This window comes from Brevibacillus porteri (assembly GCF_003013475.1).
Taxonomy (GTDB): domain Bacteria; phylum Bacillota; class Bacilli; order Brevibacillales; family Brevibacillaceae; genus Brevibacillus; species Brevibacillus porteri.
On the sequence record NZ_PXZO01000028.1, the window covers coordinates 13,379 to 27,442 of the forward strand.

Annotated in this window: 15 protein-coding genes; 1 reads left to right on the forward strand and 14 read right to left on the reverse strand. The window is 48.3% G+C overall.

What is annotated here, in order from left to right; all coding sequences use genetic code 11:
* Nucleotides 1-59: 59 nt before the first annotated feature.
* From C7R92_RS15860 to codY, 10 genes are all read right to left on the reverse strand, one after another.
* Nucleotides 60-1,496 carry a serine hydrolase domain-containing protein gene (locus tag C7R92_RS15860; RefSeq protein WP_106834922.1) on the reverse strand — a complete coding sequence of 479 codons (1,437 nt, stop codon included), beginning with the start codon at nt 1,494-1,496 and terminating at the stop codon, nt 60-62.
* A gap of 33 nt (nt 1,497-1,529) precedes the next feature.
* The gene (menC, locus tag C7R92_RS15865) at nt 1,530-2,642 is read right to left on the reverse strand and encodes an o-succinylbenzoate synthase (protein ID WP_106834923.1); all 1,113 of its coding nucleotides are present in this window, start codon (nt 2,640-2,642) and stop codon (nt 1,530-1,532) included.
* Entirely contained in the window at nt 2,623-3,630 is a 1,008-nt protein-coding gene (locus tag C7R92_RS15870) for an ABC transporter ATP-binding protein (protein ID WP_106834924.1), read from the reverse strand. Before C7R92_RS15870 ends, menC begins: the two co-directional genes overlap by 20 nt.
* Entirely contained in the window at nt 3,627-4,616 is a 990-nt protein-coding gene (locus C7R92_RS15875; RefSeq protein ID WP_017250416.1) for an ABC transporter ATP-binding protein, read from the reverse strand. Before C7R92_RS15875 ends, C7R92_RS15870 begins: the two co-directional genes overlap by 4 nt.
* A gap of 22 nt (nt 4,617-4,638) precedes the next feature.
* Complete coding sequence (locus C7R92_RS15880; protein ID WP_017250417.1) at nt 4,639-5,493, reverse strand: ABC transporter permease; 855 nt, start codon at nt 5,491-5,493, stop codon at nt 4,639-4,641.
* Nucleotides 5,494-5,508: 15 nt separating this feature from the next.
* Nucleotides 5,509-6,429, reverse strand: coding sequence for an ABC transporter permease (locus C7R92_RS15885; RefSeq protein ID WP_017250418.1), 921 nt, complete (start codon nt 6,427-6,429; stop codon nt 5,509-5,511).
* 17 nt (nt 6,430-6,446) lie between these two features.
* Nucleotides 6,447-8,045, reverse strand: coding sequence for an ABC transporter substrate-binding protein (locus C7R92_RS15890; protein ID WP_069847560.1), 1,599 nt, complete (start codon nt 8,043-8,045; stop codon nt 6,447-6,449).
* Nucleotides 8,046-8,070: 25 nt separating this feature from the next.
* Nucleotides 8,071-8,949: a MurR/RpiR family transcriptional regulator gene (locus C7R92_RS15895; RefSeq protein ID WP_106834925.1), complete on the reverse strand. Its 879-nt coding sequence runs from the start codon at nt 8,947-8,949 to the stop codon at nt 8,071-8,073.
* Nucleotides 8,950-10,443, reverse strand: coding sequence for a M81 family metallopeptidase (locus C7R92_RS15900; protein WP_106834926.1), 1,494 nt, complete (start codon nt 10,441-10,443; stop codon nt 8,950-8,952).
* Nucleotides 10,444-10,649: 206 nt separating this feature from the next.
* A complete protein-coding gene (gene codY / locus C7R92_RS15905) occupies nt 10,650-11,426 on the reverse strand; it encodes a GTP-sensing pleiotropic transcriptional regulator CodY (protein ID WP_017250422.1) in 777 nt (258 codons plus the stop codon).
* A gap of 188 nt (nt 11,427-11,614) precedes the next feature.
* Between codY and yjcZ the strand changes: the two genes are divergently transcribed.
* A complete protein-coding gene (yjcZ, locus tag C7R92_RS15910; protein ID WP_007720887.1) occupies nt 11,615-11,704 on the forward strand; it encodes a sporulation protein YjcZ in 90 nt (29 codons plus the stop codon).
* A gap of 70 nt (nt 11,705-11,774) precedes the next feature.
* Here the strand turns inward: yjcZ and C7R92_RS15915 are convergent, their stop codons facing one another.
* From C7R92_RS15915 to C7R92_RS15930, 4 genes are all read right to left on the reverse strand, one after another.
* On the reverse strand, nt 11,775-12,551 hold the full coding sequence (locus C7R92_RS15915; RefSeq protein ID WP_106834927.1) for a sporulation protein: 777 nt from the start codon (nt 12,549-12,551) through the stop codon (nt 11,775-11,777).
* Nucleotides 12,552-12,607: 56 nt separating this feature from the next.
* The gene (locus C7R92_RS15920) at nt 12,608-13,153 is read right to left on the reverse strand and encodes a sporulation membrane protein YtrI (RefSeq protein WP_017250425.1); all 546 of its coding nucleotides are present in this window, start codon (nt 13,151-13,153) and stop codon (nt 12,608-12,610) included.
* Nucleotides 13,150-13,461, reverse strand: a complete 312-nt coding sequence (locus C7R92_RS15925; protein WP_007720892.1) for a YtrH family sporulation protein — start codon at nt 13,459-13,461, stop codon at nt 13,150-13,152. Before C7R92_RS15925 ends, C7R92_RS15920 begins: the two co-directional genes overlap by 4 nt.
* 133 nt (nt 13,462-13,594) lie before the next feature.
* A complete protein-coding gene (locus C7R92_RS15930; RefSeq protein WP_069847567.1) occupies nt 13,595-13,819 on the reverse strand; it encodes a hypothetical protein in 225 nt (74 codons plus the stop codon).
* Nucleotides 13,820-14,064: the final 245 nt, after the last annotated feature.

Below are 14,064 nucleotides of genomic sequence, written 5' to 3' on the forward strand. Positions count from 1 at the left end.
TAGATAGAAAGAACGCGCACCTCGCAAGCATGAGCTCTTGCAGGTACGCGTTTTGCTATTTAAACAGTTTGTTCTTTTTCAGCAAAGACCTTTACCAGCTGACGACCACCAAAGCCCATCCGTGTGACTACTCCTGCCTCATCTCGTACAAAGCGGATAAACATGTCGGTTTCTCCACGTTTCATGACGAAGCTGTCTTCTCCCACTGGTCGAAGTGGAATGTTCATTCCGTTACTTTTTGCTACCAGCTCATTTTCTTCGATTTCAACCGATACGATCGCCCCTTCGGAAGAGCGATACTCTCCTGTAAATGCAGGGAGTGCTTCGACAGCCAGCTCATAATCCGGATATGGGAACGGTACCGTATCCGTAGTACGTCCGTTGGTCGCATTCAAAATACCGTGCATCAAATCTGCCATTGGCCCGCCATCTGTGTTCATCAATATGGCTCCTGTCAGGCCCCGCTCCGGGAAAACAAAAATTTGTGCCGCAACTCCCTTGATCGCTCCACCGTGCTCAATGAGTGTTCCATCATGACAATTGGCTACAAACAATCCATAGCCATATGCTTGAAACGGAGAAATCGGGAAATGAGGCGCTATCATGGCCTGCACACTCTCCAGTGAGAGCAAGCGATTCTCTCCTACCAATCCACCCGTTCTGAATATTTCGGTATAGCGTAATAAATCGTGAATCGTCGATTTCAGAAAACCAGCGGAGCGCATCGATGGTGAATCCCACCACGAGGGGGAACGGTATACCTCACCGCCATCCTTTGGGCTTTTTCGGGTAAATAAGGTAGCTACCTCTGCTCCCTCTGGCAAATCTTCGACGAGAAAGGCACTGTTCTTCATCCCGGCTGGCACCAAAATATGGTCATGCACAAACTGCTCATAAGAAATCCCGCTCACTCGTTCAATAATCAGACCGAGCATGGCATAACTGTCATTGGAGTAGCTAAACTCCGTTCCAGGCGCACCTAAAAACTCGTAATCCAGCTTGCCGATGTAGGCCATGAATTCTTCTTTTGTATTGATCTCTTCCACTTTATCGAGATCAAACTCAAGACCGGAGCTAGAGGACTTAACGTCCCCACCCTTCAGAATACTTCTTTTCATCGCACCAGCTAATGTATCCAAAGGAGGGAATCCAGCCGTATGTGTCATCAAATGATGGATGGTCATCTCGCGAGTATAAGCTTCATTAGGTGTGCGTAGCTCTGGGAGATACTTATTGACCGGATCATGAACGGATAGCTTTCCTGCGTCCTGAAGCTGCATAATGGCCACACATGTAAAGGACTTGGTAGCAGAACCAATGCCAAACACTGTATCAGGCGTTAATGCTTTTGCATCCTCTGTGTTGTCTGCCAAACCGAAGCCATGGAAATACGCCATCTCTCCCTGCTCTGCCAATCCAACCGCTGTTCCTGCCACTTTTGCCTCTGCAAGTAGCTTTTGCGCGTATTCCTCAAACGACTGTACCCAATCCGCCATGTTCCTTCTCCCCTTTTCACTTTAGCTTTTGGTTTAAGGCCGGAAGTTTGCCGTACGAATCACATAATTGCCGATCGCCTTTTGGTTCAGGGTATAACCGATGCCCGGGCTATCTGGAACAGCCAATTGACCGGGAGCCATCAGCTCTACTCCATTCTCCACGATGTCTTCCTCCCAGTAACGACTGGAGGCGGCTGTATCACCAGGGATCGTGAAATTCGGCAAAGAGGTAATCGCAATATTGTGCGCGCGGCCGACACCCGACTCAATCATGCCTCCGCACCAAACCGGAATGTCGTGTGCCTGACATAAGTCGTGAATGCGTTTGGACTCTGTTAATCCACCGACCCTCCCCACCTTGATATTAATAATGCCGCAGCTGCCTAGCTCTATCGCTTTTCTGGCATCATCCACATTATGAATACTTTCATCGAGACAAATTGGAGTGGACAGCTCCCTTTGCAGCTTGGCATGATCAATAATGTCATCATGGGCGAGTGGCTGTTCGATCATCATCAGCCCATATTGATCCAGCTCCTTCATCACATCCAAATGCTCCATCGTGTATGCGGAGTTCGCATCCGCCATCAGCGGGACACCCTCTCCAAAGCGTTCGCGGATTGCTCGAATCACCTCTACGTCAAAGCCCGGCTTGATCTTTACTTTGATCTTCTTATAGCCCTCACCGAGATGGCGCTCTACTTTTGCCAAAACTTGATCGACAGTCGGTTCAATACCGATGCTGATCCCTACATCGATAACAGATTTCTCGCCTCCTAATGCTTTGGCGAGAGAGATTCCTTTCTGCTTGCTGTAGAGATCCCAGATCGCGCCTTCTAAAGCCGCCTTCGCCATGTTATTACGGCGAATGGGGGCAAACAGCCGATCCACATCTTCCGGGGTCTCGATTTCACTCGTGAACAGCTTCGGAATCATAAACTTCTCCATCATGTGCCATGCTGTCTCTGTCGTTTCTTCACTATAATAAGGGGCCGACATCGCCACACTTTCCGCGTGCCCTACCTCTCCCTCTCCATACACACTGACCAGAATGAGCTCCTTGATGGTCGTATATCCAAAGCTCGTTTCAAAACGGAAACGAAGTGGCATGTGTAGTTGCTGCAATTCAATTCGTTCGATTTTCAATGTACTTCATCCCTTCTGTTCCATATAAATGACAAGCAACATAATGTTGTGGCGAAGCAAGTGTAGCGACAGGACGCACTGTGCGGCAAACATCCGTAGCATAGGAGCACCTGGTATGAAACGCACAACCAACTGGAACATTCGCTGGAGAGGGAACATCCCCGGAAAGAACGATTCTCTCCTTCTTCCGAAACGGGTTGGCTTTGGGAACCGCTGACATGAGCGCTACCGTGTACGGATGCAACGGTCGCGCAAACAAATCCTTTTTGCTGGCGATTTCGACGATTCTTCCAAGATACATGACCGCAATTCGGTCGCTGATGTGGCGAACGACACCTAGATCGTGTGAAATAAACAGATAGCTCAAGCCTAGACGTTGCTGCAAATCCTGCAACAGATTCACGATCTGCGCCTGAATGGAGACGTCAAGTGCTGAAACCGGCTCATCTGCTACGATCAATGAAGGTTCTACCGCCAATGCTCGAGCGATCCCGATTCGCTGCCGCTGCCCACCGCTGAACTCATGGGGGAAGCGAGTAGCGTATTGAGCATTCAGTCCGACCATCTGAAGCAGTTCTTTTACTTGATCGCGCCTTTCTTTCGCAGACATTTGCGGATCTTTGACGCCTAACGCTTCCTCCAAAGCCCCTTGCACGGTCATCCGTGGATTTAACGACGCATACGGGTCCTGAAACACGATTTGCATTCGTTTGCGGAGTGGACGAAATCGTGCAGCCGACATATCCAAAATGTTTTGCCTCTCAAATTCAATCGTTCCACCTGTCGGCTCAATGAGTCGCATGATGCTACGACCAGTCGTTGACTTGCCACAACCGCTTTCTCCTACCAATCCAAGCGTTTCGCCTTTTCGCAACTGGAAAGAAACCCCATCGACTGCCTTTATCACTTCGTCGCTATTGCGAAACATTCCTTTGCTAATGGGAAAATACGTCTTTAAATCGTTTACCGATAACAAGATATCACTCATACCGCCATCTCCTTGTTCTCGTACAGCCAGCATCGAACGGCCTGTGTGCCTGTGCCCGTTGCCTTAAGCGGCGGTTTTTCTTGATAACATCGCTCTTCGGCCTGCGAGCAGCGGAAGCGGAATGCACACCCTTGTGTCACTTCACCCAGTAGCGGGACACTTCCTTCAATCGGATCGAGGCGTAGCTTCTCCTCCTCATCCAGATCGGGGATACAGCGTAAAAGTCCAATCGTATAGGGATGCTTCGGATTCGAAAACAGACTGGCAACGTCAGCTTCTTCTACGATCTCCCCGTAGTACATGACAAGTACACGATCAGCCATTTCAGCCACCACTCCCAAGTCATGCGTAATGAGCAGCAGGGAGGTATGATCGTTCTCCTTCAGATCGTTCATCAATTCCAAAATTTGCGCTTGAATGGTCACATCCAGTGCAGTCGTCGGCTCGTCCGCGATCAATAAATCCGGGTTACAAGCCATCGCCATCGCAATCATGACACGCTGCTTCATCCCACCTGATAGCTGATGGGGATATTCCCGCATGATGTCTTCTGCCCGCGGCACGCCCACTTTTTTGAGCATCTCAACCGCTTTTGCTTGGCGTTCTTTTTTCGATAAATCGGTATGCAGCTGATACACTTCCTCCAGCTGTCGTCCGATCGTATGGACCGGATTGAGTGACGTCATCGGTTCCTGAAAAATCATCGCGATATCTTTTCCGCGAATGTTGCGAAGTTCACTGGCACTCAACTGGTTCAATAAGGTATCACGAAACCGAATGCTTCCCTCCATCTGCGCATTCGCCCGTGACAAGAGCCCCATGATCGCCAAGGACGTCACACTTTTTCCACAGCCAGACTCGCCTACCAGCGCGACCGTCTCACCTTTTTTCAGTTGAAAAGAAATGCCTTGCAGCGCTGGTAGCTCGCCCTTATCCGTCTTAAACTGCAAGCGTAAATCAATTACTTCCAAGAGTACCTCTTTCATCAGCTTGTGCCCCCTTCATCCATTACCTCGTTTTCGGGTCGAATGCATCCCGTAATCCGTCACCTAACAGATTGAAGCCAAGGACAACCAGCATAATGGCCAATCCAGGAAAAATGGACATCCACCAGGCCTGACTCAAGAATGCCTTGCCGACAAAAACCATGGCTCCCCACTCTGGCATCGGCGGTTGCGCACCCAGTCCGAGGAAGCTCAAGGCAGCTGCCGCCAAAATACTCACACCGAATTGAATGGTGGAAAGCACGATGATCGGGGAGAGAATATTGGGTAAAATATGCTTCAGTAAAATCTGCCAGTCTCTGATCCCTAGAGCGCGAACAGCCTCAACGTACTCTTTTTCCCTTATGGATAAGACTGCAGAGCGAACGACCCGCACATAAGACGGAATAACGGCAATCACTACCGCAATCATGGCATTCGTTAAACCGGGACCCAAGACCGCAATGACAGCGATCGCCAGAAGCAGAGCAGGAAGTGACATGAGAATATCCATGCCCTGCATGATAAACAGATCCACGCGACGATAATAGCCAGCGATAATACCGAGCGTTACACCTATCAAGGTAGAAAGCACAACCGTTATCAAACCCATCAGCAAGGAAATCCGTCCCCCGTGCAATAAACGGGAAAAAATATCTCTGCCAAAATCATCTGTTCCGAGAAGATGAGTCGTACTCGGAGCGCTTAATCGACTGTTAAAGTTCATTTGTTCGACAGGATGAGGGGCAATGACTGGAGCAAGAAGCGAACCCAATGTGAAGACGATTAGGATAACCACACCCGCCATTGCTGTTTTATTGCGTCTCAGCCGTTTGCCCATCCCTCCCCAATACGACTCCGGACGATTACTGTTCACCATCCATCTTCTCCTTCCTTAGTCGAAATGGATTCGCGGATCAATCCGGCTGTAAATGAGATCCACGATCAAATTGGTTAAGGCAAAAATCAACGCCATGAAAAACACCATGCCCTGTATGGTCGGCATATCCCGTTTACTGATCGCCTCAATCGCCAGGCTGCCGATCCCTTGCAGAGAAAACACGGTTTCCACCACCACAGCTCCAGCCATGAGCGAACCGAACTGCAAGCCTAGCATCGTGACAACAGGAATAATGGCGTTCGGCAGACCGTGGCTCACTATGATTCGGAAAAGTGCTGCCCCCTTGGCCTCAGCTGTCCGCATGTAATCCTGCTTGATGACTTCCAGCATGCTGGATCGGGTCATACGGGCGATCATCCCCGCTTCCGCCATACCCAACGTAATCGCTGGCAGCAGCAAGGAGTGAATCCCCTCATAGCCGGAAATCGGAAACAAGGCAAGTTTGTAAGCAAAAATCCAGATGAGAAACAAGGCAATCCAGAAGCCAGGTGCCGAAATACCGAGTAACGAGGTAAGCACGACAAGCCGATCGATGATGGTGTTTTGTTTGACGGCAGCAATCGTGCCCAACAAGATACCGAATATTGCGGCAATGATTACACTAAGGATGGCAAGCTGCATGGTGATTGGGAAACGGTTCATAATCTGATCCCATACCTTTTCGCCAGTGAATAACGATGTTCCCAAATCGCCAGCGAACAGGTTTCCAGCAAATCGCATGTATTGCTGCCACAGTGGTTGATCCAGACCTAGCGACGCTCTCATTTGACTGATGGCCTCTGGTGTTGCAAACTGTCCGAGGATTTGTGTTGCGGGATCGCCCGGTATAAGGTGCACCATCAAGAAGATCAGGACGGAAACGCCAAACAGTGTACCTACCAGGGAAAGTAATCTTTTTACTACATATCGGCGCATGCCCTCACCCCAGTTGTCTATTTTTCGAGCATGACATCATGCAACGTAATACCTTGCGTGTACGGATTGACCGTGAAGCCTTTAACGCCGCGAGTTGCTATCACCGTCTCACTAACCCATAAAGGGACCCACGGCAAATCATTTAGCAAAATCTCCTGTGCATCTTCGTAAATCTTGAGACGCGCCTGCTCATTCATTTCCAAACGTCCTTTGTTCAGTAACACATCCAACTCAGGGTTGTTGTAATGAGTACGGCTTGTTGAATTGCTCTTTTCAAAGATGAGGTACAAAATATCCGCATCAAACCAGCCGTAGTACATCAAAGCCATGTCATAAGACTTTTTCGAAATGCGCTCTTTGATGGTTGTCATTTCTTGCACGCTGATTTTCATATCAATACCTGCTTCTTTCAGCTGGCTCTGCAAAATCTGCACTGCTCGCTGAAATGCTGGCTCTTGAGAGACGAGCATTTCTACAGACAACGGTTTTCCGTCCTTATCTACGATGCCATCCCCATTACTATCCGTCCAGCCTGCTTCCGCTAGCAACTGCTTGGCTTTGCCTAAATCTCTCGTATACAACTGCTTCGCCTTACTTTCAATCGCTTCACTGTAGCCATAAATCGTGGGTGCCAATGGACCATAGACTGGCTTGCCGAATCCGTTCAATGCTACCTGAACAAGTGGATCACGATCTACGGAGAGGGCTACTGCTTTGCGCAGACGAACATCTGAAAACAGCGGGTGCTTATTGTTAAAAGCAATGTATTTGTTTCCAACGTCCATCGCTTTCTCAATCTTGACTCCGGGCAGTGCCTCAAGCTCCGCAACCGAGTTCGGCGGCGCATCATACAACACATGGACCGTACCCTTTTTGAATTCCATCAGGCGTGTATCGTCGTCTTTCATAAACCGGAACATCATGCTGTCGAATTGCAGAGGACCTTTGTTGGTAGCGTACTCCGGTCCCCAGTTATAATCAGGATTTTTCTTGTAGGTGAGCGAAGCCCCCCGCTCGCGTTTGTCAAAGATAATAGGCCCCGTTGCAGATGGGTTATCTGAGAAGCCATCCCCTAATTCTTTTGCCTTTTTGGCGTCAAGAGGTGAGACTAATCCACCGACAATGACGTTAACAAAAGGAGCAAATGGTTGGCTAAAATGCACCTTGAGCGTATGCTCGTCTGTTGCTTCCACTTTTTCAATCGGACCTGCAAGCCCCTTCACAGGAGAAATGGCAAGCAAACGGTCAAACGAATCTTTTACGGATGCTGCCGTCATTGGATCGCCGGAGTGATAGCGGACATCTTTTCGGAGGGTAAATGTCCAAACCTTGCCGTCCTGCGAGATCTCGTACTTCTCTGCCAAACCCGGATGGAGTTTGCCTGTTGCATCGCGGGTCAATAGAGGCTCGTATATTAAACTGTTTTCCATACTGAGCCAGCTCGTTTTGTGCATATCAAGCGAGTCTGGGTCCGTCAAGGAAGCGATGACTAATGTGTTCCCTTTGGCCGACGTGTCATTCCCCGTTTGATTGGTCGGCTGTGAGGAGCAACCTGCAATCAACGCCGTTGCCACAAATACACTCAAGGCCCCTTGCTTCCACTTGTGAATCTTCATGTCCCATCCCCCTTATCAATGGCCGTTACACTTCTGTCCCTTCCACAAACGGGTATATTTGTCGACTTGTCTCTTCGTATTCTTTCAGTCTTTGTTGTACCTGTTCACCATCAGCCTGAACCACACCACTGATCAAAATATTCAGCATGGAAAAGATCGCCGTCATTCCTTTTAAGGCAGTAGGAGCAGGTGCGCTGACTTTCAAAATCTGGTCGGCTACCGGTCCAATCGGAGATAGCTCATCGTCTGTAATCCCGATGATATTGGCACCTCTCTCTTTGGCTGCTTTTGCAAACAGGATGGTTTCACTCGTATAGCGGGGAAAGGAAAGTGCAATCACGAGCCACTCCTGATTGATCTGGGTCAACAGATAGTTGACGTCATCAACTGGCCCATTGTACAGATGCGCGTTTCCTCGGACGACATTCAGTGTAAAGGCGAGCCAATGGGCCGGAGCAAAGGAGCTGCGAAACCCTACGACAAGAATGTGTTTGGCTGCCATAATACTTGAAACCGCTTGCAAAAGTTGGTCCTTTTGTAGCTCCCCTAACGTTTGCCGAATATACGCAACATCCTGCTCCATGTTATAAGAAATCAGGTCTTGTTTCCCCTTCATCTCCACAGCCGCTGTACGAAAACTGTGGATGGCATCAGCTTTTGGGACTTTTTCCAATAAGGAGCTGCGGATCTCGTTTTGCAATTCGCTGTACCCGGAGTAGGCGAGAGCGTATGATAGTCGGATGATTGTGGTTTCGCTTGTGCCGCTCAATGCCCCGACAACTTTGGCTGGTTGCAGTGCAACGCTCTTCGGCTCGGCGAGAATGTATTTGGCTGCGAGTTTTTGTTGGTTGGTCAATTCCGGATAATGCTTGCGGATGCGCTCCTGTACGGATTCCATGATCATCTACTTCCTTGTCAATTGATGTAGGTTCCACTCTGTGGCTGGGTCTAACGGATAAATCGGACGAATGGCGCGCTCGTATTTGAAAAAGCGGAAGTTGAGTGTCGTCAATCCCGGCGAATCAACGGTAATGACGCGTGCGCTGATCGGTTCGAATGATGCCCGGAAATGTGTGCTTGATTTCAAGGCCACGATCTTGTATTTGGTCACGTCAATTCCGTGCAACAGAAAAATTTGCTCATCCAGCACTTGCGATTTCACGGAGCAAACCAGTACATCAACCCCGTCAATTTGCAAGCGAACGGACTTGCCAAAATTCTCATGACCGCCTTGCCCCATCGGCGTCGTCGCAATGAATTTTCCATCTGTCAAAGCTTTGACGTAGGCTGTTACTTCAAGTGGCTCTCCATGCAAGTAGTCTGTCTTTCCACCAAGGGATAGCTGTATGGTAGCGCCTACTCCAGCTTGATGGGCAATCTGTACCACTTCGGGATCGTAAATAAAACCAAAGCATGCATTTGTCAGCTGGGCTTCCAGCATGGCCCGCAGTAAATGCGTTCCGTCTCCGGGTGTGCCTCCGCCTGGATTATCTGAGGTCTCATTGATTACAATGGGCATCCCTTCCGTTTCCAGTGCCATCGCAATTCCTTCGGCAGGCGCGGGCATGTTCAGCTCGAACTCATCCCGCTTTTCCCAAATCAGACTGGCGACATCCTCGCTCACTTTTTTGGCGAGCTCCTGATCGTTATTGGTGACGCTCAAAACAGAAACGCCCAGCTCAGGAATGTCCGTATACGGAAATCCGTGGAAGAATGCACAGTCGATGACGCCTTCTTCCTTTTCCCACGCCCAGCAGGCTTCGTTTATTTCGCGTGCCGGGGAATGATGAGTAGCTGATGTCGGAATCAATAATGGCAGTCTGGTCAAATGCATGGTCGGCTTCATACCTTCCGTAACCATCTTGTGTGCCAGATCGATCGCTTCAATTCCGCGTTCATAGCAATCCACATGCGGGTAGAGGTGGACACCCAGGAGCGCATCGGCTTCATCTACCATTTTTTGTGTCATGTTTGCGTGGAGGTCGAGCGTAACAATTAAGGGAATGTCATAACCGACCAACTGACGCACGGACGCCAGAATGTCGCCTTCCAGGTCATCCATTCCTTCAACGACCCCCGCTCCGTGAAGCCCTAGACAAATGGCATCTGCACCTTCTGTCGCGGCAATGGTGTCAAGAAGCTCCTTTTTAATCCGGTCGTACGCTTCTCGCAAAATCGTCCCCGCTGGATACGTAAAGGTGAGAAAGGTCGGTAGTAGCTCGATGCCCAGCTCTTCGGCGCGATCCACCATCCCTCCTGGAAAGTTGCGAACGCCCCGATTGCGATTCACAATCGTTTCATGATAATCCCACTCATAGCTTTGAAACATCTCAAGCGTCGTGGGCACATTGGAAAACGTGTTTGTTTCATGCGCAATCCCACCAATAATCACCTTCATTCTTAGAACCTCCATTCATTTTTGAAGTATGAACTTTAAATTTTTGATTTTTTTGAAGTTTCAACCTTTGTGGACATTATAAAGGGAAGAAAATCATTTATTCAATCGCTAAATCATGAACGTTTTATCTATTCTGCTATACTCGTTGATTCATAAACAAAAGCTCTCCCTAGTACAGGGAGAGCTTCTTTCGTAGCTCATGGCATTTATGAGGTTTTCCATTTTGCCAATTCAGATGGGAACTTGTCATTCAGCACTTTGATATATGTACCCTTCATCCCTAACGAACGGGATTCCAGCACACCGGCACTTGCCAGCTTGCGAAGAGCGTTCACGATGACAGAACGTGTCAGACCTGCTTGATCTGCCAGCTGACTAGCTACCAGCAAACCTTCGCGTGCATCCAATTGCTCCATAATTTTTTCAATCGCGATCTGTTCACTGTAGGACAACGAAGAGAGTGCGATTTTGGCAAATGTTTTGTCGCGCACTTCATTTTCAATCTGTTCTGTGCGCTGACGAACGATTTTCATACCGATCACGGTAGCACCGATCTCGCCCAAAATCAGATCCTCTGTTTCAAACTGACCGTAAGCACGCAGCAGGACGAGTGTGCCAAGACGGCTTCCCCCTGCATTGATAGGAACAATCGTCGTCATCATTTGCGGGAAGATCGAATTCAACTCTTTTGGAACCAGGCTGTACGGACTGGTAACCGGCTCGTTCGCCAAGGTTTGTGTAACTTCCAGCAGCTTTTGATGTACACCTTCCTGCAGCTGCGTGGAAGAACGACCGTCTTCTTGCAGGGAAATTTCCTGATTCATTCCACTTCCCAGGATCGAGCCATCTGCGGTAATGATGTAAACATTTGCAGAAATCACTTCAGATAAAAGCCTTGCGAGATCCTGGAAGCCTACTCCGCTGCCACCCATTGTTTTTTGAAGCATCACATTAATTTTTCTCGTTTTTTCTAACAAATTCATAATAATATCCTCCTCTGGATTCTTCATGCTCACAGTATTGTCAGAAAAATCCAGCCCTATACATGCAAATCGAAAAATTAAAAAGAAAGTTGTGTACAGGAATTTAGGTAGAAGCCTCGACACCGATTCATAGATCAATGACTATCCTATAGGGAATTGACTACGCCTTACGTGTGGGAGGAAAATCGATGAGCTTGTTTAACGGCGGCTTTAATGGGATTGCGCTAATTCTCGTCTTGTTCGTTCTGTTGACTATCGTAGGCGTTGGCGATGATTAAGACCTTCATAAAAGAAAAAAGGCTGACAGAGTGGTCATGTTCACTCCGTCAGGCCTTTTTTGTATATTCTCTATCGAAGCTGCTGCTTAATGAGTGCTTCAATCGCTTCTGCAATGACATGCGTATGCTTGTTCACATCCGCATTCGTTAAACGGAAACGAATATAGCGTTCATCGAGATTAAACGCTTCTTCAAAAGATCCCATAAAGCCTCGCGCACGTTTATCCAGTTCCAATAAAACTTCCAATTCGCCATCGCGAAGATAGAAGACTACTTCGAGTTCCTCCAATTGGCTGCGGTAAGGCCCTGTCGGACGGAATTCAAATTCCTGTACAAACGGATGTTTGCGACCTAGGTGGCGATTGTATTCACAGTCTACCTTATACAGCTGGAATCCGATCTGTTGAACAGCATCCAACACTTTGGACATTAACGGATGTGGGCGAACCTCGATGAAATCGGAATCCCCCGGGTCAATCGCATTTTTAATATCGAGACCTGTCCGCAAGTAAACCGGTTGGCGCCCCATCGTCAATGGCGTCTCATAAGGTAATTGAAAAGCGAATGGCAGAACGGTTTCTTCTTTCGGTTTCAATTGTACCCGCTCAGACAGACGATATTTTACAAGTGTGCATTCTTCCTTTGTCTTGGTGTCGTTGATTTCTCTTTCATAGTGTGTGACGACATACATGTAAATCTCGTCGATTTCTTGGGCCACATCTCCTCCCTTGATATGGACCTCACCTCTGACCATATCTCCGGGAATGAGTGAATCCTGCTCAAGACGTGCATCTACTTGCGCAGAGCCAATACCTACACTAGCCAACAATTTTTTGAACATGGACATGTGTTCGCCTCTCCTTTATACCGACCCAGACCTACATAATCTGGCTATCAGATATTCTATATTGAAATATACGGCGGAAGAAATAGAAAGTTTCGCGCAATCTTTTGCCAAACATCATCAGGTATAACGTCCGCTGTCACGAACACATGCAGCGTTCTACTGATTACCACCGTTTTGATTCGTACCTCCACTGTCGTTCGATCAGACAAAATGTATTCGCGGCGTCGCAGCATTTCATGCAAGACCTGATGGACCTCCGCAACCTGCTCAACCTTCTTCCCTTTTAACGAAGCGAGATCCTTTTCCACGCGATCGACTACTTGTACCACAATGGTGGCATGGAGTGGCTGCTTCTGATCCGCAGTGAGTACAGAAGCGCGTACGTCTTCGATGACGGTCTCTTGCTTTTTCCGATAGACCCGCTGATTTTGCTTCAGCTCCAGATTTTCCTCGTACAGTTTTTTATTTTGTAGCTCCAAGCTTTTTTTGATCAGCATCATCTGTTCCATTTCGCGTCCGTATGTAAATAAAATCACGCTTCCGCCCAACACGCACCCCATGAGCAAAAGAGCGAGGTAACGTTTCCAAAGAGTCACCTTCATGAGCGCACCTGTACCAGCCAATGCACACAAATTGTTCCGATATGGGCACCCAAAAATGCGACGACGATCATCACAAGCTGCTTAAAGACAGGTGTCAAATTTCCCATCAATATTTTTTCGATCTGCAAAAACGAATCAAAGGTTCCGCCCAATGCCCCAACTAATCCCCATATTTTGAGTTGGTCAGCCAATTGGGCCATGGATAACAGCGGGGGCTTTTCTGTGAGAAATGCGCCCACCCCACCTGAAAGAGCGCCGCCAACCACAATGCCATAAGCCACGAAAAACGTCAAAATGACTTGTGCCATGTTGTGCTTCATCCTTTCTTCGAACAAGCTGCATATGCTTATCCCTACGCTCGTCATCCCGGTTTTATAACAGGACTTGTCAGCGTTCCAAATAAAAAAGCGGCATGCTCTATTTGGCAGCATGCCGGATCGGTCAGCGTTGGTTCCTTCTCCATTTCTTCAGTTTCTTTTCAATGCGCGGCGAATTCATGATCATAAGATCCGTAAACAAGTTGACCATTTTCGGATTACGCAGCATCTGGTTAAACACCTCTGGATTTTGCTTGAACCATTGCTCATTGGCACGAATCCATTTCTTGAAACCCTCGTTTGATTTGTAATAGTCATTCAATTGACGAACCGGCCGATATGCGCTCATCTTAATCTATCCCTTCGTCAAAAAATATAACGAGGAGAAAAACGATCACGATGATCCAGATGATCACTTCGAAACCTTCCTCGTTGAAGAAACCAAATCCTCTCACGTCAGATCCCCCTTTCATCCTGCCGCGCTCCTCGCACCATTCCCTACCGCCCATGGTACCTTTCCCTATAGGTATATGTCGTTCCACGCTTGTTGGATTGGACGCTTGCCTGCCTTCATATCGATTTTGTGTGCTGGCC